Below are 23259 nucleotides of genomic sequence, written 5' to 3'. Positions count from 1 at the left end.
TTATCGCGGGGTATCCCCAATTCCTTCAGACGAGCGGACCCTGGCCGTACGTGCTCGCCCTGTGCGTGATCGAATTCTAGATCGAGATTGTGTTTCGGGAATGCCGCACTTTCTAAGCCACGTTGCGGAATCGGGTCTGGCTTAAGCCCTTCGTCCCAAGCAATCGTCATGCAGTGGCGTCTTGGACGGTGAGTATGAGCGCAGGAACGTCACGCCAGAATCGACGCTGCCAGCGTCGCTATCCTCGGCTATAACCCACGTCGCCTTCTTGATCGTCTTGATCGCAAACGTTGATATCGGCGCACCTGCACCGGGATGCCGGGGAAACTATCTGCGACTCGCTTCACAGCACCCGCGACTTTCAACCACGAGGTCAGATCCGTAAGCTCCGCCGATCCTCGATGTGCGGCCATCTGAAGCTGTGCCCCCGGCAGGATTCGAACCTGCGACCTTCTGCTCCGGAGGCAGACGCTCTATCCCCTGAGCTACGGGGGCGCATCAACACCATGGTGCGCCATTGGGGCTTGAACAAGCACGGACAGACTAGCGCATCGCGGTTGCCGCCGGGCCACCGCTCTGGGTTCGAGCCCCGAGCGGCCCAGACCATAGGATGGACGTTCGTGACCCCCGCCGACCTGGCTGAGCTGCTCAAAGCCACCGCTGCCGCGGTGCTGGCCGAGCATGGCCTCGACACGTCTGCCTTGCCCCAGACGGTCCTCGTGGAGCGGCCACGCAATCCCGAACACGGCGACTACGCCAGCAACCTGGCATTGCAGCTCGCCAAGAAGGTCGGTGTCAACCCGCGCGAACTGGCCGGATGGCTCGCCGCGGCGCTGACGAAAGCTGACGGTATCGCCTCGGCAGAAGTAGCGGGACCGGGATTCATCAACCTGCGCCTCGAGACCTCGGCGCAGGCCCAGATCGTCAACAGCGTCATCGACGCCGGCGACCATTTCGGGCACTCCGACCTGTTGGCCGGACAGAAAATCAACCTGGAATTCGTCTCGGCCAACCCGACCGGGCCGATTCACATCGGCGGCACCCGCTGGGCCGCCGTCGGCGACGCGCTGGGCCGCTTGCTCACCACGCAGGGTGCCGACGTGGTCCGCGAATACTATTTCAACGACCACGGCGCCCAAATCGACCGATTCGCCAACTCCTTGATCGCCGCCGCCAAGGGCGAGCCCACCCCGGCCGACGGCTACGCCGGCAGCTACATCACCGACATCGCCGCGCACGTGCTGGAAAAAGCTCCCGACGCGTTGAGCCTTCCCGATCCCGAGATGCGGGAGACGTTCCGCGAGATCGGTGTCGACCTGATGTTCGCCCATATCAAAGAGTCATTGCACGAGTTCGGCACCGACTTCGACGTCTACACCCACGAAGACTCGATGCACACCACCGGTCGCGTCGACCAGGCCATCGCAAGGCTTCGCGAGACCGGCAACATCTATCAGAAGGACGGCGCAACGTGGTTGCGCACCAGCGCTTTTGGCGACGACAAGGACCGTGTGGTGATCAAGAGCGACGGCAAGCCGGCTTACATCGCCGGTGACCTCGCCTACTACCTCGACAAGCGGCAGCGCGGTTTCGACCTGTGCATCTACATGCTCGGCGCCGACCATCACGGCTACATCGCCCGGCTCAAGTCGGCCGCGGCCGCATTCGGTGAGGATCCGGCGACCGTCGAGGTGCTCATCGGCCAAATGGTCAACCTGGTGCGTGACGGCCAGCCGGTCCGGATGAGCAAGCGGGCTGGCACCGTCATCACCCTCGACGACCTGGTCGAAGCGCTCGGCGTGGATGCCGCGCGCTACAGCCTCATTCGCTCGTCGGTGGACACGGCGATCGACATCGACCTGGCGCTGTGGTCTTCGGCGTCGAATGAAAACCCGGTCTATTACGTCCAATACGCACATGCCCGGCTATCCGCCCTGGCGCGCAACGCCGCTGAACTGGGGCTGATACCCGACACCGCGCACCTGGAGCTGCTCAGCCATGACAAAGAGGGCAAGCTGCTGCGGACCATCGGGGAGTTCCCGCGGGTGCTCGAAACCGCGGCAGCCCTGCGTGAGCCCCATCGAGTGTGCCGCTACCTGGAGGACCTGGCCGGCGACTATCACCGCTTCTACGACTCCTGCCGGGTGTTGCCCCAAGGCGACGAGCAGCCCACCGACTTGCACAGGGCGCGCCTGGCGCTGTGCCAGGCTACTCGCCAAGTCATCGCCAACGGGTTGGCAATACTCGGAGTCACCGCCCCGGAGCGAATGTGACCACCCATTCCGCCGGCGCCCGCCACGCCGAAGACAACCGGCCAGCGCGCCCGCAGTCGGCGCAGGAGCTGCTGCGACTCGACCCGAATGTGTGGCCGCGCAATACGGTTCGCGACCAATCGGGCGTAGCCTGCATTGCCGGGGTACCGTTGACCGAGCTGGCTCACGAGTACGGAACTCCGCTGTTCGTCGTCGACGAGGACGACTTCCGCTCCCGCTGCCAAGAGATTGCCGCGGCGTTCGGCGGCGGGCACAACGTGTACTACGCCGCCAAGGCTTTCCTCTGCAGCGAGATCGCGCGCTGGGTGGAAGAGGAAGGCCTCTCCCTCGATGTGGCCACCGGCGGGGAGTTGGCCGTCGCACTGCACGCTGATTTTCCTCCAGAACGAATCACCCTGCACGGCAACAACAAGTCTGTTGCGGAGTTGACAGCTGCGGTCAAAGCCGGTGTGGGCCATGTCGTTTTGGATTCGATGATTGAGATCGAGCGACTTGATGCCATCGCGGCGCAGGCAGGCGTCATTCAAGACGTCCTGGTAAGGGTCACCGTCGGCGTCGAGGCCCACACCCACGAGTTCATCTCCACCGCACACGAAGACCAGAAGTTCGGGCTGTCGGTGGCCAGCGGAGCCGCGATGGCCGCGGTTCGACGGGTTTTCGCCGCCGACCACCTGCGACTGGTCGGTCTGCACAGCCACATCGGTTCGCAGATTTTCGATGTCGCCGGCTTCGAAATCGCCGCACACCGCGTCATCGGCCTGCTGCGCGAGGTCGTCGGCGAATTCGGAGCCGAGAAGACGGCGCAGCTGTCCACCGTCGACCTCGGCGGCGGTTTGGGCATCTCCTATGTGCCCGCTGATGATCCGCCGCCGATCAGCGAACTGGCGGCCAAACTGAGCGCCATCTTGAGCAACGAATCTGCGGCGGTGGGGCTGCCCACGCCCAGGCTGGTGGTCGAGCCCGGACGGGCCATCGCTGGACCAGGCACCATCACGCTGTACGAGGTCGGCACCGTCAAGGACGTCGACGTGAGCGCCACCGCGAACCGGCGCTATGTCAGCGTCGACGGCGGCATGAGCGACAACATCCGAACGGCGCTTTACGACGCGGAGTACGACGTCCGCTTGGTGTCGAGAGTCAGCGACGCGCCGGCGGTGCCCGCACGTCTCGTCGGAAAGCATTGTGAGAGCGGCGATATCATCGTGCGCGATACCTGGATGCCCGAGGATCTTCGCCCCGGCGACCTGCTCGGCGTAGCCGCGACCGGCGCCTATTGCTATTCGCTGTCAAGCCGTTACAACCTGATCGGCCGTCCCGCTGTGGTAGCCGTGCGGCGGGGAAAGGCGCGCCTGGTACTGCGTCGGGAGACGGTCGACGATCTGCTGAGTCTGGAGGTGAGGTGACCTGTGCCGGGTGACGAAAAGCCGGTCGGCGTAGCGGTTCTCGGGCTGGGCAATGTCGGCAGCGAAGTGGTGCGCATCATTGAGGAGAGCGCTGACGATCTCGCTGCTCGAGTGGGCGCCCCGCTGGTACTGCGCGGTGTCGGCGTCCGCCGGGTGGCGCCCGACCGCGGAGTACCGGTCGAATTGCTGACCGACAACATCGAAGAACTCGTCTCGCGCGAGGACGTCGACATCGTCGTCGAAGTGATGGGTCCGGTGGAACCATCCCGCAAGGCGATCCTGACCGCGCTCGAGCACGGCAAGTCGATTGTCACCGCAAACAAGGCCCTGCTGTCCACGTCCACCGGCGAACTGGCCCAGGCCGCGGAAAGCGCGCATGTCGACCTCTATTTCGAGGCGGCCGTCGCCGGAGCCATCCCGGTGATTCGCCCGCTGACGCAGTCGCTGGCCGGTGACACGGTGCTGCGGGTCGCCGGCATCGTCAACGGCACCACCAACTACATCCTCTCGGCAATGGACAGCACCGGCGCCGACTACGAAAGCGCTCTGGCCGACGCGAGCGCGCTGGGCTACGCCGAAGCCGACCCCACCGCGGACGTCGAAGGCTACGACGCCGCGGCCAAAGCCGCGATCCTGGCATCCATCGCCTTCCACACCCGGGTACACGCCGACGACGTCTATCGCGAAGGCATCACTAAGGTCACCCCGGCCGACTTCGAGACCGCACATGCCCTCGGCTGCACCATCAAGCTGCTGTCCATCTGCGAGCGGATTACGGATGATGATGGGCAACAAAGAGTGTCAGCTCGCGTTTATCCGGCGCTGGTACCGCTGACGCATCCGCTCGCCACCGTCAACGGCGCGTTCAACGCCGTGGTGGTCGAAGCCGAGGCCGCGGGTCGGCTGATGTTCTACGGTCAGGGCGCCGGCGGTGCGCCCACCGCATCGGCGGTGACCGGCGACCTGGTGATGGCGGCGCGCAACCGGGTGCTCGGCAGCCGTGGGCCACGCGAATCCAAGTATGCCCAACTACCCATCGCACCAATGGGTTTGATCTCAACCCGTTATTACGTCAGCATGAACGTCGCCGACAAGCCAGGTGTATTGTCCTCGGTAGCAGCGGAATTCGCCAAGCACGACGTGAGCATTGCCGAGGTTCGCCAGGAAGGCGTGGCGGATGAAGGCGGTAAACGGGTGGGTGCCCGAATCGTGGTCGTCACCCACCTGGCTACTGATGCTGCGCTTTCGAAAACCGTTGCAGCGCTGGCTGATTTGGATGTCGTGCAGGATGTGACGAGCGTGCTGCGACTGGAAGGAACCGGCCTGTGACCACCCCGCGAACTGCCACCCACCAGCCCTGGCCGGGCGTGATCGCTGCCTATCGCGACCGGTTGCCGGTGGGCGACGACTGGACCCCGGTCAGTCTTCTCGAAGGCGGTACCCCGCTGATCGCCGCGACCAGGATCTCCGAACAGACCGGTTGCACAATTCATCTCAAGGTCGAGGGACTCAACCCCACCGGCTCCTTCAAGGACCGGGGCATGACGATGGCGGTCAGCGATGCGCTGGCCCGCGGACAGCAGGCCGTATTGTGCGCGTCGACCGGAAACACCTCGGCGTCGGCGGCGGCGTATGCGGCCCGTGCCGGCATTACCTGTGCGGTGCTGATACCCCAGGGCAAGATCGCGATGGGCAAGCTGGCTCAGGCGGTTATGCACGGCGCCAAGATCATCCAGATCGACGGCAACTTCGACGACTGTCTGGAGCTGGCCCGTAAGATGACCGCCGATTTCCCCACCATCTCATTGGTCAACTCGGTCAACCCGGTCCGTATCGAGGGCCAGAAAACGGCGGCTTTCGAGGTCGTCGACGCGCTCGGCGTCGCGCCCGACGTACACGCACTCCCAGTCGGCAATGCCGGCAACATCACCGCTTACTGGAAGGGCTACACCGAGTATCACCGCGATGGGGTGATCGACAAGCTGCCCCGCATGCTCGGCACTCAGGCGGCTGGAGCCGCGCCTCTGGTACTGGGTAAGCCGGTGAGCCACCCGGAGACCATTGCCACCGCGATCCGTATCGGCGCTCCCGCATCGTGGGCGCAAGCCGTTGCGGCGCAACAGCAATCGAACGGGCGCTTCCTGGCTGCAACGGACGAGGAAATTCTGGCCGCATATCACCTGGTCGCTGGCGCTGAAGGGGTTTTCGTCGAGCCTGCGTCCGCAGCCAGCATCGCCGGCCTGCTCAAAGCCATCGACGACGGTTGGGTGGCTCGCGGCTCGACGGTGGTGTGCACGGTGACCGGCAACGGCTTGAAGGATCCCGACACGGCGCTCAAGGACATGCCGGTGGTGTCTCCGCTACCGGTTGACCCGGTGGCCGTCGTCGAGCAGCTGGGCTTGGCCTAATGGCGATCGCAAGCGCGGCCAAGCCGGGCGCGGCGGGTCGCCGCTCGTCAAGCACCGCGGCGATCGCAAGCGCGGCGAAGCCGGGCGCGGCGGGTCGCCGCTCGTCAAGCACCGCGGCGATCGCAAGCGCGGCGAAGCCGGGCGCGGCGGGTCGCCGCTCGTCAAGCACCGCGGCGATCGCAAGCGCGGCCAAGCCGGGCGCGGCGGGTCGCCGCTCGTCAAGCACCGCGGCGATCGCAAGCGCGGCCAAGCCGGGCGCGGCGGGTCGCCGCTCGTCAAGCACCGCGGCGATCGCAAGCGCAGCGGGTCCGACGGAGGCCTGTTGGTGACCCAGTCACTGCCTGCCGGGCTGGTGGCGAGTGCCGTGGTGGCGGCATCCAGCGCCAACCTGGGCCCGGGATTCGACAGTATCGGTCTGGCATTGAGCCTCTATGACGAGATCGAGGTCGAAACAACGGATTCCGGTTTGACGGTGCTGGTTGAGGGGGAAGGTGCCGATCAGGTACCGCTGGGTCCCGAGCACCTGGTGGTGCGGGCTATCCGGCACGGGTTGCGGGCCGTTGGCGCCCAAGCCGGGGGCCTGGTGGTTCGCTGCCGCAACGCCATCCCGCACTCCCGCGGTCTGGGCTCTTCCGCGGCAGCTGTTGTCGGCGGCCTCGCAGTTGTCAATGGCCTTGTGGTACAGGTTGATTCGAAGCCCTTAAGCGATGCGCAACTGATTCAGCTTTCCTCGGAGTTCGAGGGTCATCCCGACAACGCTGCGGCCGCGGTGCTCGGAGGTGCGGTGGTCTCCTGGATCGACCGCACGGGTGATTGCCCCAATTACTCGGCTGTGCCTCTGCACCTTCATCCCGATATCCATCTCTTCTCGGCGATTCCCGAGGAGCGGTCGTCGACCGCGGAGACTCGGGTGCTGCTTCCGGCTCAGGTCAGCCACGACGAGGCGCGTTTCAATATCAGTCGCGTCGCGTTGCTGGTGGTCGCACTGACCCAACGGCCCGACCTATTGATGCCGGCCACGGAAGATGTGCTCCACCAACCCCAACGTGCGCCGGCGATGCCGGCATCGGCGGAATATTTGCGGCTGCTGCGGCGTCATAATGTCGCAGCGACCATTTCTGGGGCTGGTCCAGCGCTCATCACCATGACGACGGAGCCGGAACTGCCCTCAGAAGCGGTGGAGTACGGCGCCGCGCATGGATTCTCAGTCACTGCGATGACTGCCGGAGACAGAGTTCGCTGGAACCCGGGAGTCGCCATCATCGGTTGATCCGTAGCGGCATGGGAGCGTTTGCTTGCTTCCGGCCAGGAAGCGGGCTATCCTCGGAGCCGTCCAGCAATCGCAGCATCTGCATCTGCAAACATACTGCCTTGCCGCTAGGACAACTACCAATTCTTCTCGTGGACGAGGTTCGCCTTATTCGCGCCGATCCTGGCGATCACCGTTTCAGAGTCGATGATTGGGCGCACTCGGCGATTTGGCTGAATGCAACGAACCCCCCGTGTGACGTGATCAGCGGGGGAAGAAAGGAATTCCGTGACTGATACGGACCTCATCACGGCTAGCGAAAGCACCGGCGCCGAAAAGCAGCCGGAATCCGTGACCAAAGACACTTCAGACGTCAATACCATGGCGCCGGGCGGATCATTGTCCACCATGGTGTTGCCCGAGCTGCGTGCCCTGGCTAACCGAGCCGGCGTCAAGGGGACGTCGGGTATGCGTAAGAACGAACTGATCGCCGCAATTCAGGAGATCACCGGGCAGGCTAACGGTGCTTCGGCCAGCTCGACGTCATCCCAGGACTCCGACCGATCGGAGCCGACGGTGACCGCGAAGGCAGCCGCTGGTGAAGAGGCCCCCGCAGAGGGCCGCAGCGATTCGGGTGAGACCCAGCGACGGGAACGGCGCAAGTCCTCGCGTGAGGCGGGCACATCCGCCGCCGAATCGGGTGACCAAGCTGCTGCCGGGGAGGATGCGGCCACCACTGACGAGGACGCCAAAGGCCGGCCTGGGCAAGGAGGCGCCAGGACCGACGAACGAGGCGACAAGACCGATGAACGAGGAGACAAGACCGACGAGCGGGAAGACTCGGGCGGCGAGCAGCAAGGCTCAGGTGGCCAGCAGGCCCGCGGCGACGAGGACGGCGAAGGACGGCAGGGCCGCCGGGGCCGCCGGTTCCGCGACCGCAGGCGTCGTGGTGAACGGTCGGGTGACGGCGCTGAAGCCGAGGTGCGCGAGGACGACGTCCTCCAGCCGGTAGCCGGCATCCTCGACGTGCTCGACAATTACGCATTCGTGCGCACGTCCGGCTACCTGGCCGGCCCGCATGACGTCTACGTATCGATGAACATGGTGCGCAAGAACGGGTTACGCCGTGGTGACGCGGTGACCGGTGCCGTCCGGGTGCCCCGAGAAGGAGAAGCGGGCGACAAAAATCCGCGGCAGAAGTTCAACCCCCTGGTACGCCTGGACAGCGTCAACGGCGGATCGGTGGAAGACGCAAAGAAGCGTCCTGATTTCTCCAAACTGACGCCGCTGTACCCCAACCAGCGACTGCGCCTGGAGACGACGACCGACCGGCTCACCACGCGGGTGATCGATCTGATCATGCCGATCGGCAAGGGCCAGCGCGCCCTGATCGTGTCGCCGCCCAAGGCCGGTAAGACCACCATCCTGCAGGACATCGCCAACGCCATCACCAGGAACAACCCGGAATGCCACCTCATGGTCGTGCTCGTCGACGAGCGGCCCGAGGAGGTCACCGACATGCAGCGATCGGTCAAGGGCGAAGTCATCGCCTCAACGTTCGACCGGCCGCCGTCAGACCACACCTCTGTTGCCGAGCTGGCGATCGAGCGCGCCAAACGACTCGTCGAGCAGGGTAAAGACGTCGTGGTGCTGCTCGACTCGATCACCCGGCTGGGCCGTGCCTACAACAACGCCTCGCCCGCGTCGGGCCGGATCCTGTCCGGTGGCGTCGACTCCACCGCGCTGTACCCACCCAAGCGCTTCCTGGGCGCGGCCCGCAACATCGAGGAAGGCGGCTCGCTCACCATCATCGCCACCGCGATGGTCGAGACCGGGTCCACCGGTGACACCGTCATCTTCGAGGAGTTCAAGGGCACCGGCAACGCCGAGCTCAAGCTGGACCGCAAGATCTCGGAGCGCCGAGTTTTCCCGGCCGTCGATGTGAACCCCTCGGGCACTCGCAAGGACGAGCTGTTGCTCTCGCCGGACGAGTTCGCCATCGTGCACAAGCTGCGCCGCGTGCTGTCGGGCCTGGACGCTCACCAAGCCATCGACCTGTTGATGTCGCAGCTGCGCAAGACGAAGAACAATTACGAATTCCTCGTCCAGGTGTCGAAGACCACACCGGGCAACATGGACAACGACTAGCCGGCTGATTTCGGCGCCCGTCGCGGGGAATGCGCGGGCACATCCCGGTGTTTGGGCTGATGGTGATTGAGCTGGCATAATCGTCGCTTGACCACCAGAACCACTTCAGGTTCTCGAGTTCGGCCTGACCCGCCACAACCGAACGCCGGCCGCACGAGCGGCAACGATCGAAGAGGACAGCATGAAATCTGACATTCATCCCGCCTACGAGGAGACCACCGTGGTGTGTGGATGCGGGAACACGTTTCAAACTCGCAGCACCAAGTTGGGCGGCCGCATCGTGGTCGAGGTTTGCTCGCAGTGCCACCCGTTCTACACCGGCAAGCAGAAGATCCTCGACAGCGGCGGCCGGGTTGCCCGCTTCGAAAGGCGTTATGGCAAGCGCAAGGTCGGGGCTGACAAGGACGAAGCCGCAGCCAAGAAGTAACCGGATTACCGACGCCCGAACTGTGCAAGCCGGTGCACAGGCCGGGCGTCGGTTCGTGTATGTGACTGCCCGGTTGTTTCCCGCAGCCGGCTTGGGATACTGCCCCGAGAGGCAGGTGCCCCGGCCTCATGGGGGTATACGCCCAGGTCCGGCAAAGCGGGAAGACTCCCCGCGGACTACCGGGCCCGTAATTGTCGCCGGGTGCATGGTGCAGAGCTGGCAGGAGGTGTGACATGACGCAACCGGTGCACACGATCGACGTCCTCCTGGCCGAACACGCCGACCTCGAGCACGCGCTGTCCGATCCGGAGTTGCACAGCAACCCCGGTGCGGCGCGCAAGGCCGGACGCCGATTTGCGTTGCTTGCACCGATCGTCGCCACTCACCGCAAACTGGTAGCCGCTCGGGAAGACCTGGAAACCGCGCGCGAGCTGGCCGCCTCCGACGACTCGTTCGTAGCCGAGGCCGCCGAATTGGAGGCTCGGGTAGCCGAACTGGATGCCCAACTCACCGACATGCTGGCGCCGCGCGACCCGCACGACGCCGACGACATCGTGCTCGAAGTCAAATCCGGTGAGGGAGGCGAGGAGTCGGCGCTGTTCGCCGCCGACCTGGCCAGGATGTACATCCGCTACGCCGAGCGGCGCGGCTGGACCGTGACCGTACTGGATGAGACCACCTCGGATCTGGGCGGCTACAAGGACGCCACGCTGGCCATCGCGAGCAAAGGTGATTCAGTCGACGGCGTGTGGTCGCGGATGAAGTTCGAAGGTGGAGTACACCGGGTACAACGGGTCCCGGTGACCGAATCCCAAGGGCGCGTACACACATCGGCGGCCGGTGTGCTGGTCTACCCGGAACCCGAAGAAGTGGGCGAAGTCCAGATCGACGAGTCGGATTTGCGCATCGACGTCTACCGCTCCTCGGGCAAGGGCGGCCAAGGGGTCAACACCACCGACTCCGCGGTGCGGATCACCCATCTACCCACCGGGATCGTCGTCACCTGCCAAAACGAACGATCCCAGCTGCAGAACAAGACCCGCGCCCTGCAGGTGCTGGCCGCCCGGCTGCAGTCAATGGCCGAGGAGCAGGCACTGGCCGACGCTTCTGCGGATCGGGCCAGCCAGATCCGCACGGTGGACCGCAGCGAGCGCATCCGCACCTATAACTTCCCGGAGAACCGGATCACCGATCACCGAATCGGTTACAAGGCATACAATCTCGATCAGGTTCTGGATGGCGACCTGGATGCGCTGTTCGACGCACTCGCTGCCGCGGACAAGCAGGCCCGGTTACAACGGTCATGACCTCGCTGCGCCACGCGATCGATTCGGCTGCGGCCCTGCTGGCCGAAGCCGGGATCGACTCCGCGCGTTGGGATGCCGAGCAGTTGGCTGCTCATCTGACGGGCACCGAGCGCGGTTTGCTTGCCGTGCTTGACCACGCCCCCGGTGCTGAGTTCTTCGCGCAATACCACGACATCGTCACCGCCCGCTCGCGGCGGGTGCCGCTACAGCATCTGACCGGGACGGTGTCGTTCGGCCCGGTGGAGCTGCGTGTGGGCCCGGGTGTGTTCATACCGCGCCCGGAAACCGAGGCGCTATTGGAGTGGGCCACCGCGCAACCACTTCCGCAGCGAGCGGTCATCGTCGACCTGTGCACCGGTTCCGGCGCACTGGCGGTCGCACTGGCCCGGCACCGGCCGGCCGCGAGAATCATCGGCCTCGACGACTCCGAAGCAGCCTTGGAATACGCCCGCCGCAACGCCGAGGGCAGCAACGTCGAACTGATCCGAGCCGACGTCACCACACTCGGCTTGCGGCCCGACCTCGACCGGAGGGTCGACCTGGTCATCGCCAACCCGCCCTATGTTCCAGACAATGCCACTGTGGAACCCGAAGTAGCCCAACATGATCCGCGACACGCCGTGTTCGGCGGCCCGGACGGGATGGCGGTGATTGCGCACGTGGTGCGGCTGGCCGGCCGCTGGCTGCGTCCCGGCGGCCTGCTGGCCGTCGAGCACGACGACACCACTTCCGGATTGACTGTCGAATTCATCAGCAGCACGGGCCTTTTCGAGACCATCGTGGCACGCAAAGACCTGGCCGGACGGCCCCGCTTCGTGACGGCCGGCAGGCGGGAAACATCATGACGCCCGCCGAGCTGTTCAACTGTGCCGACCCCGGCCAGCGATCCAGCGGAATCACCGCTGCGGTCGCGGCGCTCAAGGCGGGCCGGCTGGTTGTCATGCCGACCGACACTGTCTACGGGGTCGCCGCCGACGCCTTCGACCGCAGCGCAGTCGACGCGTTGCTCGCGGCGAAAGGGCGTGGGCGCGATATGCCGGTAGGAGTACTGGTCGGCTCCTGGCACACGATCGAGGGGCTCGTTTATTCGGTGCCGCCCGGGGCGCGCGAACTGATTCGCGCATTTTGGCCCGGAGCGCTGAGCTTGGTCGTGGTGCAAGCACCATCGCTGCAGTGGGATCTCGGCGATGCGCGCGGCACCGTCATGTTGCGGATGCCGCTGCACCCGGTCGCCATCGAACTGTTGCGTGAGGTGGGGCCGCTGGCGGTGTCCAGCGCCAATGTCTCGGGTCAGCCTGCCGCGGTGGACGCCGGCGAGGCGCGCCGGCAACTCGGTGACCGCGTCGACGTCTATCTCGATGGGGGACCGGCTGCGCAGCAGGCCGCCTCGACGATCGTCGACCTGACCGGAGCCACCCCTCGCATTCTGCGGCCGGGTCCGGTGAGCGCGGAACGGATCGCCGAAGTGCTCGGGGTGGACGTGGCCACCCTGATCGCCTGAAGTACGGTCTCGAGGTGTCCAGCGATGTGACCAGCCTTGCCGGTGGTTTGCTCGCACTTTCTGTTCGCAGCGCGGGCGTCCCGCTGCGTGAGCTCGCCCTGGTCGGACTGACCGCTGCGATCGTCACCTACTTCGCGACGGGGCCGGTGCGGGTGCTGGCGACCCGGCTGGGCGCCGTCGCCTACCCGCGCGAACGAGACGTGCACGTGACGCCGACCCCCAGGATGGGGGGACTGGCGATGTTTCTCGGCGTTGTCGCCGCGGTCTTCCTTGCTTCGCAGCTTCCCGCCCTTACCCGCGGGTTCGTCTATTCCACCGGCATGCCCGCAGTGCTCGTCGCGGGTGCGGTCATCATGGGGATCGGTCTCATCGACGACCGCTGGGGCCTTGACGCGCTGACCAAGTTCGCCGGTCAGATCACCGCCGCCAGCGTGCTGGTCACCATGGGGGTGGCCTGGAGTGTCCTCTACATCCCGGTGGGTGGCGTCGGAACCATCGTGCTGGACCAAGCGTCCTCGATCCTGCTCACCCTGGCGTTGACCGTGTCGATCGTCAACGCGATGAATTTCGTCGACGGCCTCGACGGTCTGGCGGCCGGGCTTGGCCTCATCACGGCGCTGGCGATCTGTATGTTCTCGGTGGGCCTGCTTCGCGACCACGGCGGTGACGTGCTGTTCTACCCGCCTGCCGTGATCTCGGTGGTGCTTGCCGGGGCATGCCTCGGCTTTCTGCCGCACAACTTTCACCGGGCCAGGATCTTCATGGGTGATTCCGGTTCCATGCTGATCGGGCTGATGCTGGCCGCCGCCTCCACCACCGCAGCAGGCCCGATCTCGCAGAACGCCTACGGGGCACGCGATGTGTTTGCTCTGCTGTCACCGTTTCTGCTCGTGGTGGCCGTCATGTTCGTGCCGATGCTGGACCTGCTGCTGGCGATCGTTCGGCGTACCCGTGCGGGCCGTAGCGCCTTCAGTCCGGACAAGATGCACCTGCACCACCGGCTGCTGCAGATCGGTCATTCTCATCGTCGGGTGGTGCTGCTGATCTACCTATGGGTGGGCATCGTTGCATTCGGCGCGGCGAGCACGATCTTCTTCGACCCACGCCACACCGCGGCGGTGATGCTGGGCGCGATCGTCATCGCCGGCATCGCGACCGCGATCCCGCTGCTGCGCCGCCGCGACTACTACGACGACGAGTAGTAGTGGCGCTGACCTTGTGGTACGGTGCTGCTAGAACCCCGCAAAGAATCTCGCGGGCTGCCGGCCACCCGGCCTGTCGGATGGGTATCCGACCACGCCGATCGACGACCGACACAGGGAGCTACCCCTTGGGTGATTCCACCGCGACCCTTGCGATACGCTCGGCGGGCCACCGCTCAGTCGATCGGTGGTTTTCCGCTCCGTCTACCCGGGATTGAGGTGCTGCAGTGACGACACCAGCGCAGGACGCGCCGTTGGTGTTTCCCTCTGTTGCTTTCCGCCCGGTTCGCTTGTTGGTCATCAGCGTTGTACTGACCGCGGCGGCGATGCTCGTCGCCGGTTTAGGCGGGCACCTGATGGTCGGGGTGTTCTTGGGTGTCGGCTTGCTGCTGGGTTTGCTCAACGCCCTCTTGGTCCGGCGCTCGGTCGAGTCGATCACGGCAAGAGAGCATCCGCTGAAGAGCTCGATGGCCCTTAACTCCGCGTCGAGGCTGGCGATCATCACTGTTCTCGGGCTGATCGTGGCCTACATTTTCCGGCCCGCCGGGTTGGGGGTGGTGTTCGGACTCGCGCTCTTCCAGGTGTTGCTGGTGGCAGCGACCGCGTTGCCGGTCTGGAAGAAGCTCCGCGCCGGTGGGGGCTCTTCCAGTGACGACGGCGGTGTATTGACGGCATCTGAAGGGACGGAAGTGAGGAGCCCCAGCGATGACTGAGTCGATCCTGGCCGCTCAGATCGAGGTCGGCGAGCACCACACCGCCACCTGGCTCGGTATGACAGTGAACACCGACACCATCCTCTCGACGGCCATCGCCGCGGTGATCGTCATCGCGCTGGCGTTCTACCTGCGCTCGAAAGTCACGTCGACGGATGTGCCGGGCGGTGTGCAATTGTTCTTCGAGGCCATCACGATCCAGATGCGCAATCAGGTCGAAGGCGCCATCGGTATGCGGATCGCACCGTTCGTGTTGCCGCTGGCGGTGACCATCTTCGTGTTCATCCTGATCTCCAACTGGCTCTCCGTCCTCCCGGTGCAGTACACCGACAAGAACGGCCAGACCACCGAGCTGCTCAAACCGGCCGCTGCCGACATCAACTACGTGCTGGCGCTGGCATTGTTCGTCTTCGTCTGCTATCACGCGGCCGGCATCTGGCGCCGGGGTCTCGTCGGGCACCCGATCAAGCTGCTCAAGGGGCACGTGGCGATCCTCGCGCCGATCAACGTCGTCGAAGAGCTCGCCAAGCCGATCTCGTTGTCGCTTCGTCTTTTCGGCAATATCTTCGCCGGCGGCATCCTGGTCGCGCTGATCGCACTGTTTCCGCCGTATGTCATGTGGTTGCCTAATGCGATCTGGAAATCGTTCGACTTGTTCGTCGGCGCCATCCAGGCGTTCATTTTCGCTCTGCTGACGATCCTCTACTTCAGCCAAGCGATGGAGCTTGAGGAACATCACTAAACCGCACCGCTAACGAAACCTGGTCAACCGCAACCAGAGTCATCAAGGAGGATAAAAGGAATGGACCCCACTATCGCTGCCGGCGCCCTCATCGGCGGTGGACTGATCATGGCCGGCGGCGCGATCGGCGCCGGTATCGGTGACGGCGTCGCCGGTAACGCGCTTATCTCCGGTGTTGCCCGTCAGCCCGAGGCGCAAGGACGGCTGTTCACCCCGTTCTTCATCACCGTCGGTCTGGTCGAGGCTGCCTACTTCATCAACCTGGCGTTCATGGCGCTGTTCGTCTTCGCCACGCCCGTCAAGTAATTCGGCTGCGATGGGTGACCTGAACTCGATTGTTCTGGCCGCTGGCCAGGCAGCGTCGGGGGCGGAAGAAGGCGGCAAGAACCAAAACTTCCTCGTTCCCAACGGCACCTTTTTCTTCGTGCTGGCCATCTTCCTGGTGGTGCTCGGCGTCATCGGCACTTTCGTCGTGCCGCCGATCCTCAAGGTATTGCGGGAACGTGACGCCATGGTGGCCAAGACATTGGCCGACAGCAAGAAGGCGGCCGAGCAGTTCGCCGCTGCCCAGGCCGATTACGAAGAGGCCATGAGGAAAGCCCGAGTCCAGGCGTCGTCCTACCGCGACAACGCGCGGGCCGAAGGTCGTAAGGCCGTCGAAGACGCGCGCGCCCGTGCCGAACAAGAAGTGGCGTCGACGTTGCAAACGGCCAACGAGCAACTGAAGCGCGAGAGGGACGCCGTGGAACTGGATCTACGCGCCAATGTGGGAACGATGTCGGCGACGCTGGCCAGTCGGGTACTGGGCGTCGACGTCACCACCTCGGCCGCGACGAGGTAGTCAATCATGTCGACATTCATCGGACAGCTGGTCGGGTTCGCGGCCATCGTGTTTCTGGTGTGGCGTTATGTTGTGCCGCCCGTGCGGCGCCTGATGAGTGCCCGGCAGCAGACCGTGCGCCAGCAGTTGGCTGATTCGGCCGCTGCGGCCGACCGGTTGACCGAGTCGACGGCGGCGCACAGCAAAGCAGTGGAAGCCGCGACCGCGGAGGCTGAAAGGGTGGTCGAAGAGGCCAAGACGGATGCCACGCGGATCACCGAACAAATGCGGGCCCAAGCCGAGGTCGAGGCCGACCGTATCAGAGTTCAGGGAGCTCGTCAGGTCGAGTTACTCCGCACGCAGCTGACCCGTCAGCTGCGCCTGGAGCTCGGCCACGAATCCGTGCGCCAGGCAGGGGAGCTGGTTCGCAACTACGTTGCCGAGCCGGCCCAGCGGTCGGCTACGGTTGACCGCTTCCTGGACGAACTCGACGCTATGGCGCCGGCGGCGGCCGAAGTCGAATATCCGGTCGCGGCGAAGATGCGATCGGCCAGCCGACGGGCGCTGCAAAGCCTGGTCGACAAATTCGGCACGCTCGCCAAGGGCCTCGACAATGATGGGTTGTCAACTCTCGCCGACGAGCTGGTATCGGTTGCCAAGTTGCTGGATCGGGAAATCGTGGTCACGCGCTACCTCACCGTGCCGGCCGAAGACGCGACACCCAGGGTGCGGCTGCTGGAGCGGCTGGTCTCCGGCAAGGTCGGCAATGCCGCACTCGAGGTGTTGCGGGCAGCTGTTTCCGAGCGGTGGTCGGCGAACTCCGATTTGATCGACGCCATCGAGCACGTGTCGCGGCAAGCCCTGTTGGAAATCGCCGAACGCGAGGGTCAGGTCGACGAAGTCGAAGACCAATTGTTCCGGTTCTCGCGCATCCTCGATGCCCAGCCTCGACTTTCCATCCTGCTCGGCGATTACGTCGCTGCTCCCGAAGGCCGTGTCCGGTTGTTGCGCAACGTACTCGACCGCGCCGGCAGCAGCGTGAATCCGATCGCGCTCTCGTTGCTGTCCCAGACGGTCGAACTCTTGAGGGGTCAGCCGGCCGAAGACGCGGTACTGCTGCTAGCCGAAGTTGCAGTGGCTCGTCGCGGTGAAGTCGTCGCGCAAGTCAGTGCGGCGGCCAACCTCACCGACGCGCAGCGCAACCGGGTCACCGACGTGTTGAGCCGCATTTACGGCCACCCCGTCACCGTGCAGCTACAGATCGACCCCGAACTGCTCGGCGGCCTGTCCATTGCGGTCGGTGATGAGGTGATTGACGGTACGCTCTCGTCTCGTTTGGCCGCAGCCGAGGCTCAGCTACCCGACTAATGACGAAGCCCGACCGAAACCCGTACTAGTCAGCACAATCCGAAGTAGGAAGACGAAAAGCCATGGCCGAGTTGACAATCTCCGCTGATGACATTCAGAGCGCGATCGAAGAGTACGTGGGCTCCTTCACCTCGGACACCGCCCGCGAGGAGGTCGGCACCGTGGTGGATGCCGGCGACGGTATCGCACACGTCGAAGGTTTGCCCTCGGTGATGACGCAGGAGCTGCTCGAGTTCCCGGGCGGCGTCCTCGGCGTGGCCCTCAACCTCGACGAGCACAGCGTCGGCGCGGTGATCCTCGGTGACTTCGAGAACATCGAGGAAGGCCAACAGGTCAAGCGCACCGGCGAAGTTCTTTCGGTCCCGGTCGGCGACGCGTTTCTGGGTCGCGTAGTCAACCCGCTTGGTCAGCCGATCGACGGTCGCGGCGACATCGACGCCGAGACGCGGCGGGCGCTGGAGCTTCAGGCCCCGTCCGTGGTGCAGCGGCAAAGCGTCAAGGAGCCGCTGCAGACCGGTATCAAAGCCATCGACGCGATGACCCCGATCGGCCGGGGCCAGCGGCAGCTGATAATCGGCGACCGTAAGACCGGCAAGACAGCGGTGTGCGTCGACACCATCCTCAACCAGCGGGAGAACTGGGAGAGCGGTGACGAGAAGAAGCAGGTGCGCTGCGTTTATGTGGCCATCGGGCAGAAGGGCACCACGATCGCCTCTGTCCGACGCGCGCTGGAAGAGGGCGGCGCCATGGACTACACCACCATCGTCGCGGCACCGGCGTCGGATTCCGCCGGCTTCAAATGGCTTGCGCCCTATACGGGTTCGGCCATCGCACAGCACTGGATGTATGACGGCAAGCATGTGCTGATCGTCTTCGACGACCTGACCAAGCAGGCCGAGGCGTACCGCGCGATCTCGCTGCTGCTGCGGCGGCCACCCGGGCGCGAGGCCTACCCCGGCGACGTGTTCTACCTGCACTCGCGGCTCCTGGAGCGCTGCGCGAAACTGTCCGACGACCTCGGTGGCGGCTCGCTGACCGGTCTGCCGATCATCGAGACCAAGGCCAACGACATTTCGGCCTACATCCCGACGAACGTCATCTCGATCACCGACGGGCAGTGCTTCCTGGAGACCGACCTGTTCAACCAGGGCGTGCGGCCGGCCATCAACGTCGGCGTCTCGGTGTCCCGTGTCGGCGGCGCCGCACAGATCAAGGCGATGAAAGAAGTGGCCGGTTCGTTGCGGCTGGACCTTTCGCAGTACCGCGAGTTGGAAGCCTTCGCTGCTTTTGCCTCGGACCTGGACGCCACCTCGAAAGCGCAGCTGGATCGTGGCGCCCGACTGGTCGAGCTGCTCAAGCAGCCCCAGTACCAGCCGATGCCGGTGGAGGAGCAGGTTGTCTCGATCTTCCTGGGCACGGGAGGTCATCTGGACTCGGTTCCGGTCGAAGACGTCCGGCGCTTCGAAACCGAACTGCTGGACCACATTCGGGCCTCCGAAGAGAAGCTGTTGAGCACTATCCGCGACACCCAGAAGCTCACCGAGGAAACCGAGAAGGCGCTGACCGACGTCATCAACCACTTCAAGAAGGGCTTCGCGCCCTCAGGTGGCGGATCAGTGGTGCCCGACGAGCATGTCGAGGCTCTCGACGAGGAAAAGCTCGGCAAGGAAGCGGTGGAAGTCCACAAGCCGGCGCCGAAGAAAGAAAAGAAAGAGAAGAAGTAGCAACCAATGGCTGCCACACTTCGTGAACTTCGCGGGCGGATCCGCTCGGCCGGCTCGATCAAGAAGATCACCAAGGCCCAGGAGCTGATCGCGACGTCGCGTATAGCCAGGGCACAGGCTCGACTCGGGTCCGCCCGGCCTTACGCCGAGCAGATCACGCAGATGCTCACCACCTTGGCCGCAGACGCCGCGCTCGACCATCCGCTACTCGTCGAGCGCCCCGAGCCGAAGCGAGCCGGCGTGTTGGTGGTGTCCTCCGACCGAGGTCTGTGTGGCGCATACAACGCCAACGTCTTCCGGCGTTCTGAGGAGCTGTTCTCCCTGCTGAGGGAGGAGGGCAAGCAGCCGGTTCTCTACGTTGTCGGCCGTAAAGCGCTGGCCTACTACACGTTTCGGCATTGGGATATCACCGAGTCGTGGACGGGATTCTCCGAGCAACCCAAATACGAAAATGCGGCGGAGATCGCGTCAACCTTGGTCGACGCGTTCATGATGGGCACTGGCAACGGCGAAGGCCAGCAGACCGACGACAATCAAGGCGTCGATGAACTGCACATCGTCTTCACCGAATTCAGGTCGATGTTGTCGCAGTCAACGGAGGCCCGCCGGATGGCCCCGATGGTGGTCGAATACGTCGAGGAAGAGCCCACCCCGCGCACCCTTTACTCCTTCGAACCGGACGCGACGACACTGTTCGAGTCGCTGCTGCCGCGATACCTGACCACTCGGGTGTATGCCGCGCTGCTGGAATCCGCGGCATCGGAGTTGGCATCGCGGCAACGAGCGATGAAGTCGGCCACCGACAACGCCGACGACCTGATCAAGGCCCTGACGCTGATGGCGAACCGCGAGCGCCAAGCCCAAATCACCCAGGAGATCAGCGAAATCGTCGGTGGCGCAAATGCGCTCGCAGACGCCCGCTAGGTAGCCCCCACGAGGAAGCGAAGAAAATTATGGCTGCTACTACTGACACCAACGCAAAGACCGACAAGGCGAAAAAGCCGGAGCGCTCGGAGACCAGCGGCCGGGTGGTGCGGGTTACCGGCCCCGTCGTCGACGTCGAGTTTCCGCGCGGCTCCATCCCGGAGCTGTTCAACGCTCTCCATGCCGAGATCGACTTCGAGTCACTCGCCAAGACGCTGACGTTGGAGGTGGCTCAGCACCTCGGCGACAATTTGGTGCGTACCATCTCGCTGCAGCCCACCGACGGACTGGTCCGCGGAGTCGAGGTGACCGACACCGGCAAGCCGATCTCGGTGCCGGTCGGTGAGGCGGTAAAGGGCCACGTCTTCAACGCGCTGGGGAACTGTCTGGACGAGCCCGGCTACGGAGCAGACTTCGAGCACTGGTCGATTCACCGCAAGCCGCCGGCTTTCGAGGACCTGGAGCCCCGGACCGAAATGCTTGAGACCGGTCTGAAGGTTGTTGACCTGCTGACCCCGTACGTGCGTGGTGGCAAGATCGCGCTGTTCGGTGGCGCCGGCGTCGGCAAGACGGTGCTGATCCAGGAGATGATCAACCGCATCGCCCGCAACTTTGGCGGTACGTCGGTGTTCGCCGGTGTCGGGGAGCGCACCCGCGAGGGCAACGACCTGTGGGTCGAGCTTCAGGAAGCCAACGTGCTGAAGGACACCGCACTGGTTTTCGGCCAGATGGATGAGCCACCCGGCACCCGTATGCGGGTCGCGCTGTCAGCGTTGACCATGGCGGAGTGGTTCCGCGACGAGGCGGGCCAGGACGTGCTGTTGTTCATCGACAACATCTTCCGGTTCACCCAGGCCGGTTCGGAGGTCTCCACACTGCTCGGCCGGATGCCGTCAGCGGTGGGATACCAACCGACGCTGGCCGATGAGATGGGTGAGTTGCAGGAGCGCATCACCTCCACGCGCGGGCGTTCCATTACGTCGATGCAGGCGGTCTACGTGCCCGCCGACGACTACACCGACCCGGCGCCGGCGACGACGTTCGCCCACCTGGACGCCACCACCGAGCTGTCGCGTGCGGTGTTCTCCAAAGGCATCTTCCCGGCGGTCGACCCGCTGGCGTCGAGCTCCACCATCCTGGACCCCGGCGTCGTCGGTGACGAGCACTACCGGGTTGCTCAGGAGGTCATTCGAATCCTGCAGCGCTACAAGGACCTTCAGGACATCATCGCCATTCTGGGTATCGACGAGCTGTCCGAAGAGGACAAGCAGCTGGTGGGACGGGCGCGGCGGATCGAGCGCTTCCTCTCGCAGAACATGATGGCGGCCGAGCAATTCACAGGTCAGCCGGGTTCGACGGTGCCGGTGAAGGAAACCATCGAGGCGTTCGACCGGTTGACCAAGGGCGAATTCGACCACGTTCCGGAGCAGGCCTTCTTCCTGATCGGTGGCCTCGACGACTTGGCGAAAAAGGCGGAAAGCCTCGGTGCAAAGCTGTAACGAGCATCGGACCGAGCTGAAAGGTGGTGTGCCATGGCGGAATTGAACGTTGAATTCGTTGCTGTCGACCGCAAGATCTGGTCCGGCAAGGCGACATTCCTTTTCACCCGCACCACCGTCGGTGAGATCGGCATCCTGCCGCACCACATTCCGCTGGTGGCCCAGCTCGTCGACGACGCAATGGTTCGTCTGGAGCGGGAGGACGACAAGGATCTCCGCGTCGCCGTTGACGGCGGGTTCATGTCGGTAACCGAAGACGGAGTCACCATTCTCGCCGAATCCGCGGCATTCGAGTCGGAGATCGACGAGAGCGCCGCCAAACACGACGCCGAGTCCGAGGATCCCCGGATCGCCGCCAAGGGACGTGCGAGATTGCGCGCTATCGGCGCGATCGACTGACACGTCGATGAGCGTGCCCATGGTCGGCATGGTCGTGCTCGTTGTCCTGTTGGGTGTTGCCGTGCTCGCCCTGAGTTACCGGCTGTGGAAGCTACGCCGTGGCGGTACCGCGGGAATCATGCGAGATATCCCCGCGGTCGGAGGTCACGGTTGGCATCACGGCGTGATCCGCTACCGCGGTGCCGAAGCCGCCTTCTACCGGCTGTCCAGCCTGCGCTTGTGGCCGGATCGCCGGCTTAGTAGGAGAGGCGTCGAGATCGTGGCCCGGCGCGCACCACGCGGCGATGAGTTCGACATCATGACAAACGAGATCGTCGTTCTGGAACTGCGTGACGCGACCCAGGATCGCAGGTCGGGGTACGAGATCGCGTTGGACAAGGGGGCGTTGACCGCGTTCCTGTCGTGGCTGGAGTCGCGTCCTTCACCGCGTGCACGACGCCGCAGTGTCTAGCCTCGTCAACTTCGAAAGTTCAAGCGCCCGAAGCGATCTACGGGTGGCCGCGACGGCCGGCGAGGGCGGGCAACTACTGGATAGCTGTGCGGCCTTACTTCTCGGGCTTGTCTTCTCCGGAGCCACCGCCAGGCCGCCACATCAGGTCACCTCGCGGGTTGGCCACCCTGGACAGAATGAAGAGCAGATCCGAAAGCCGGTTCAGGTACTTCGCCGGTAGGACGCTGACCCCTTCCTGATGGGCGCTAACGGCGGCCCATGCCGACCGCTCGGCTCGGCGCACCACCGTCCGGGCGACGTGCAGGAGGGCCGACAGCGGCGAACCGCCGGGAAGCACAAAGGAATTCAGTGCCGGCAGGGCCTCGTTGTATGTGTCGCACCACTTTTCGAGCCGGTCGATGTAGGTCTGGGTGATTCGCAGCGCGTGGTGCGAGGAGTCTTCCGCCGGCTTTTTCAAGGGGGTGGACAGATCCGCGCCGACGTCGAACAGATCGTTTTGGATCTGTCGCAGCACGTCGGTCAGCTGGCGGTCCGGGTTTCCCAGTGCCACGGCCACACCGATCGCGGAGTTGGCCTCGTCGCAATCCGCGTACGCCACCAGGCGAGCGTCGGTTTTCGGGACCCGTGAGAAATCGCTCAACCCGGTGGTACCGTCGTCGCCGGTTCGGGTATAGATGCGGGTCAGGTGCACAGCCATAGCA

At 64.7% G+C, this 23259-nt stretch carries 22 protein-coding genes and 1 tRNA gene; 21 read left to right on the top strand and 2 right to left on the bottom strand.

The genetic code is table 11. The features are described 5' to 3' along the window. Window positions 1-422: 422 nt before the first annotated feature. A tRNA-Arg gene (locus MKAN_RS06155) sits at window positions 423-495 on the bottom strand. Window positions 496-620: 125 nt separating this feature from the next. On the opposite strand from MKAN_RS06155, the gene argS reads away from it, so the two are divergent. From argS to MKAN_RS06050, 21 genes are all read left to right on the top strand, one after another. Next, the gene (gene argS / locus MKAN_RS06150) at window positions 621-2273 is read left to right on the top strand and encodes an arginine--tRNA ligase (RefSeq protein WP_036392520.1); all 1653 of its coding nucleotides are present in this window, start codon (window positions 621-623) and stop codon (window positions 2271-2273) included. Between the two features lie 68 nt (window positions 2274-2341). Then, window positions 2342-3676 (top strand): diaminopimelate decarboxylase, encoded by a 1335-nt coding sequence (gene lysA / locus MKAN_RS06145; protein ID WP_225722916.1) that lies wholly within the window; start codon window positions 2342-2344, stop codon window positions 3674-3676. A 3-nt stretch (window positions 3677-3679) separates the two neighbouring features. After that, window positions 3680-5005: a homoserine dehydrogenase gene (locus MKAN_RS06140; RefSeq protein ID WP_023366259.1), complete on the top strand. Its 1326-nt coding sequence runs from the start codon at window positions 3680-3682 to the stop codon at window positions 5003-5005. Then, on the top strand, window positions 5002-6084 hold the full coding sequence (gene thrC, locus MKAN_RS06135; RefSeq protein ID WP_023366257.1) for a threonine synthase: 1083 nt from the start codon (window positions 5002-5004) through the stop codon (window positions 6082-6084). Before MKAN_RS06140 ends, thrC begins: the two co-directional genes overlap by 4 nt. Window positions 6085-6406: 322 nt before the next feature. Beyond that, window positions 6407-7354, top strand: a complete 948-nt coding sequence (gene thrB, locus MKAN_RS06130; protein WP_036392863.1) for a homoserine kinase — start codon at window positions 6407-6409, stop codon at window positions 7352-7354. Window positions 7355-7621: 267 nt separating this feature from the next. Beyond that, window positions 7622-9481: a transcription termination factor Rho gene (gene rho, locus MKAN_RS06125; RefSeq protein WP_023366253.1), complete on the top strand. Its 1860-nt coding sequence runs from the start codon at window positions 7622-7624 to the stop codon at window positions 9479-9481. A gap of 181 nt (window positions 9482-9662) precedes the next feature. Next, window positions 9663-9908: a 50S ribosomal protein L31 gene (gene rpmE, locus MKAN_RS06120; RefSeq protein WP_023366251.1), complete on the top strand. Its 246-nt coding sequence runs from the start codon at window positions 9663-9665 to the stop codon at window positions 9906-9908. Window positions 9909-10141: 233 nt separating this feature from the next. Continuing rightward, window positions 10142-11215, top strand: a complete 1074-nt coding sequence (gene prfA / locus MKAN_RS06115; RefSeq protein WP_023366249.1) for a peptide chain release factor 1 — start codon at window positions 10142-10144, stop codon at window positions 11213-11215. Continuing rightward, the gene (prmC, locus tag MKAN_RS06110; protein WP_023366247.1) at window positions 11212-12060 is read left to right on the top strand and encodes a peptide chain release factor N(5)-glutamine methyltransferase; all 849 of its coding nucleotides are present in this window, start codon (window positions 11212-11214) and stop codon (window positions 12058-12060) included. The genes prfA and prmC overlap by 4 nt, the downstream gene beginning before the upstream one ends. Next, window positions 12057-12716, top strand: a complete 660-nt coding sequence (locus MKAN_RS06105; RefSeq protein WP_023366245.1) for an L-threonylcarbamoyladenylate synthase — start codon at window positions 12057-12059, stop codon at window positions 12714-12716. The genes prmC and MKAN_RS06105 overlap by 4 nt, the downstream gene beginning before the upstream one ends. Then, a complete protein-coding gene (gene rfe / locus MKAN_RS06100) occupies window positions 12713-13918 on the top strand; it encodes a UDP-N-acetylglucosamine--decaprenyl-phosphate N-acetylglucosaminephosphotransferase (protein WP_103797783.1) in 1206 nt (401 codons plus the stop codon). Before MKAN_RS06105 ends, rfe begins: the two co-directional genes overlap by 4 nt. 227 nt (window positions 13919-14145) lie before the next feature. Next, window positions 14146-14631, top strand: a complete 486-nt coding sequence (locus MKAN_RS06095; RefSeq protein WP_023366241.1) for an ATP synthase subunit I — start codon at window positions 14146-14148, stop codon at window positions 14629-14631. Then, window positions 14624-15373: a F0F1 ATP synthase subunit A gene (atpB, locus tag MKAN_RS06090; protein ID WP_023366239.1), complete on the top strand. Its 750-nt coding sequence runs from the start codon at window positions 14624-14626 to the stop codon at window positions 15371-15373. The genes MKAN_RS06095 and atpB overlap by 8 nt, the downstream gene beginning before the upstream one ends. Window positions 15374-15433: 60 nt before the next feature. Further along, complete coding sequence (locus MKAN_RS06085) at window positions 15434-15679, top strand: F0F1 ATP synthase subunit C (protein ID WP_003406686.1); 246 nt, start codon at window positions 15434-15436, stop codon at window positions 15677-15679. 10 nt (window positions 15680-15689) lie between these two features. After that, window positions 15690-16214: a F0F1 ATP synthase subunit B gene (locus MKAN_RS06080; RefSeq protein WP_023366237.1), complete on the top strand. Its 525-nt coding sequence runs from the start codon at window positions 15690-15692 to the stop codon at window positions 16212-16214. 6 nt (window positions 16215-16220) lie between these two features. Then, the gene (locus MKAN_RS06075; protein ID WP_023366235.1) at window positions 16221-17561 is read left to right on the top strand and encodes a F0F1 ATP synthase subunit B/delta; all 1341 of its coding nucleotides are present in this window, start codon (window positions 16221-16223) and stop codon (window positions 17559-17561) included. A gap of 62 nt (window positions 17562-17623) precedes the next feature. After that, the gene (gene atpA, locus MKAN_RS06070) at window positions 17624-19285 is read left to right on the top strand and encodes a F0F1 ATP synthase subunit alpha (protein ID WP_023366233.1); all 1662 of its coding nucleotides are present in this window, start codon (window positions 17624-17626) and stop codon (window positions 19283-19285) included. A 6-nt stretch (window positions 19286-19291) separates the two neighbouring features. Beyond that, window positions 19292-20209: a F0F1 ATP synthase subunit gamma gene (locus MKAN_RS06065; protein ID WP_023366231.1), complete on the top strand. Its 918-nt coding sequence runs from the start codon at window positions 19292-19294 to the stop codon at window positions 20207-20209. Window positions 20210-20238: 29 nt separating this feature from the next. Next, window positions 20239-21708 carry a F0F1 ATP synthase subunit beta gene (gene atpD / locus MKAN_RS06060; RefSeq protein WP_023366229.1) on the top strand — a complete coding sequence of 490 codons (1470 nt, stop codon included), beginning with the start codon at window positions 20239-20241 and terminating at the stop codon, window positions 21706-21708. Between the two features lie 33 nt (window positions 21709-21741). Beyond that, entirely contained in the window at window positions 21742-22107 is a 366-nt protein-coding gene (locus MKAN_RS06055) for a F0F1 ATP synthase subunit epsilon (protein ID WP_023366227.1), read from the top strand. 7 nt (window positions 22108-22114) lie between these two features. Continuing rightward, window positions 22115-22558: a DUF2550 domain-containing protein gene (locus MKAN_RS06050; protein ID WP_023366225.1), complete on the top strand. Its 444-nt coding sequence runs from the start codon at window positions 22115-22117 to the stop codon at window positions 22556-22558. 94 nt (window positions 22559-22652) lie between these two features. Here the strand turns inward: MKAN_RS06050 and MKAN_RS06045 are convergent, their stop codons facing one another. Continuing rightward, the gene (locus MKAN_RS06045; RefSeq protein ID WP_023366223.1) at window positions 22653-23255 is read right to left on the bottom strand and encodes a cob(I)yrinic acid a,c-diamide adenosyltransferase; all 603 of its coding nucleotides are present in this window, start codon (window positions 23253-23255) and stop codon (window positions 22653-22655) included. Between the last annotated feature and the right edge of the window lie 4 nt (window positions 23256-23259).

It is taken from the genome of Mycobacterium kansasii ATCC 12478, from assembly GCF_000157895.3.
GTDB lineage: Bacteria > Actinomycetota > Actinomycetes > Mycobacteriales > Mycobacteriaceae > Mycobacterium > Mycobacterium kansasii.
The sequence above is the reverse complement of the archived record's forward strand: the minus strand, read 5'-3'. Positions and strand labels throughout refer to the sequence as shown.

What these genes read in the sequence shown, in the direction of transcription:
- rpmE (WP_023366251.1), top strand. Translation starts at nt 9,663, where the DNA reads ATGAAATCTGACATTCATCCCGCCTACGAGGAGACCACCGTGGTGTGT.
- prfA (WP_023366249.1), top strand. Translation starts at nt 10,142, where the DNA reads ATGACGCAACCGGTGCACACGATCGACGTCCTCCTGGCCGAACACGCC.
- prmC (WP_023366247.1), top strand. Translation starts at nt 11,212, where the DNA reads ATGACCTCGCTGCGCCACGCGATCGATTCGGCTGCGGCCCTGCTGGCC.
- MKAN_RS06105 (WP_023366245.1), top strand. Translation starts at nt 12,057, where the DNA reads ATGACGCCCGCCGAGCTGTTCAACTGTGCCGACCCCGGCCAGCGATCC.
- atpB (WP_023366239.1), top strand. Translation starts at nt 14,624, where the DNA reads ATGACTGAGTCGATCCTGGCCGCTCAGATCGAGGTCGGCGAGCACCAC.
- MKAN_RS06085 (WP_003406686.1), top strand. Translation starts at nt 15,434, where the DNA reads ATGGACCCCACTATCGCTGCCGGCGCCCTCATCGGCGGTGGACTGATC.
- MKAN_RS06080 (WP_023366237.1), top strand. Translation starts at nt 15,690, where the DNA reads ATGGGTGACCTGAACTCGATTGTTCTGGCCGCTGGCCAGGCAGCGTCG.
- MKAN_RS06075 (WP_023366235.1), top strand. Translation starts at nt 16,221, where the DNA reads ATGTCGACATTCATCGGACAGCTGGTCGGGTTCGCGGCCATCGTGTTT.
- atpA (WP_023366233.1), top strand. Translation starts at nt 17,624, where the DNA reads ATGGCCGAGTTGACAATCTCCGCTGATGACATTCAGAGCGCGATCGAA.
- MKAN_RS06065 (WP_023366231.1), top strand. Translation starts at nt 19,292, where the DNA reads ATGGCTGCCACACTTCGTGAACTTCGCGGGCGGATCCGCTCGGCCGGC.
- atpD (WP_023366229.1), top strand. Translation starts at nt 20,239, where the DNA reads ATGGCTGCTACTACTGACACCAACGCAAAGACCGACAAGGCGAAAAAG.
- MKAN_RS06055 (WP_023366227.1), top strand. Translation starts at nt 21,742, where the DNA reads ATGGCGGAATTGAACGTTGAATTCGTTGCTGTCGACCGCAAGATCTGG.
- MKAN_RS06050 (WP_023366225.1), top strand. Translation starts at nt 22,115, where the DNA reads ATGAGCGTGCCCATGGTCGGCATGGTCGTGCTCGTTGTCCTGTTGGGT.
- MKAN_RS06045 (WP_023366223.1), bottom strand. Translation starts at nt 23,255, where the DNA reads ATGGCTGTGCACCTGACCCGCATCTATACCCGAACCGGCGACGACGGT.